The organism is Bacteroides sp. AM32-11AC (assembly GCF_003603515.1).
GTDB classification, from domain to species: Bacteria; Bacteroidota; Bacteroidia; order Bacteroidales; family Bacteroidaceae; genus Bacteroides; species Bacteroides uniformis.
Genome location: NZ_QTNH01000021.1, coordinates 1 through 1,102, shown reverse-complemented (window position 1 = coordinate 1,102; position 1,102 = coordinate 1). Strand labels below are relative to the sequence as shown.

Below are 1,102 nucleotides of genomic sequence, written 5' to 3'. Positions count from 1 at the left end.
TTTGTTCCCCTTGTTCTTTCTCCATTCATGACGCCATTTGTGCATCATCACATTGTTTACCATCGGCTTCAGCTTACGGCCCTCCTTGTCGGGAATGGCCGGGACAGCCGTCGCCTTGTCCTGATACCAGTATGCAACGGTAGCCAGGTCGAGCGTCAGGCAATTGTTGTGTCCATGCTCGATGGTGGCTTTCAGCCCTTTCTCGAAGAAGACGGGATCCTGAATAAAGAACCGATAGACATGTGTACGCCCCAAGAATCCGACATCATTATTCACACGTGGATAGCCGAAGTAGATATGCTGGTAGGGCTCTTTCGGGCACCAGGCGGTGTTGAACAAGTCTTCCGTACCGGTGCCTATCAAGGAAGCCTGTTTTTCACCGTCGATGAACCACATGTCATCGCCTTCACCATACCACATGGGGGTAGGGCACTGTACATAATAGTTCAATCCCACAAAATGGCCCTTTCCCTTGATATCGGCAAACACATAATTGTCGGCTCCGTCCTTATTCTCCGTCTGCTTACCCACGGAACCCCACTCGGTCTCCCCCTCGGGAAGCGCTTCGGTAATCTCACGGTTGAACCACGCATGGAAACGCCCCATGTCCTTGGGCAGTTCCTTCATCTCCACATAGTCTATGTAGTAGTAGAAGGCGCCGATGTTGACATCCGTCTGATTCTCTATCTCAATGCGCGCACCTTTGGCAAAAGGCATGGCGAAATAGCTACACAAACCCGTACCACCGTTGGGACCGGAAGAAAGGGCAAAAGAAGCATAGTTATACTGTTCGTTCCATCCCTGGCCGAAAAAGGGACCGATGGGGGACACGACAGAAGGTTCGTCGCTGCCGTCCCAGTACATCCGAAGGATGATGTCGTTACGGGAAAGCTGGCGCGGTCCCGGAGACATCGTTATCCAGATATGGTTGATTACGCCTGCCCCCTTGATGTCGGCCAAAACAGCCGTTTCGCCCGGCTTGATGGCCTTCAGGTGGTCACGGTTGTTGCCCGTACGGTCATAACTGCTGACACGGCGGTTGCGCAAGCCTTCCTTCATCTTGGCAAGGTCATACATTTCACTAGACATATTGGTCTGCGCA

General features: G+C 52.5%; 1 protein-coding gene. It reads right to left on the bottom strand.

The features are described from left to right. Positions 1–1,102, bottom strand: a 1,102-nt coding sequence (locus DW800_RS18395; protein WP_243634928.1) for a glycoside hydrolase family 172 protein, incomplete at both ends; no start/stop codon positions are given.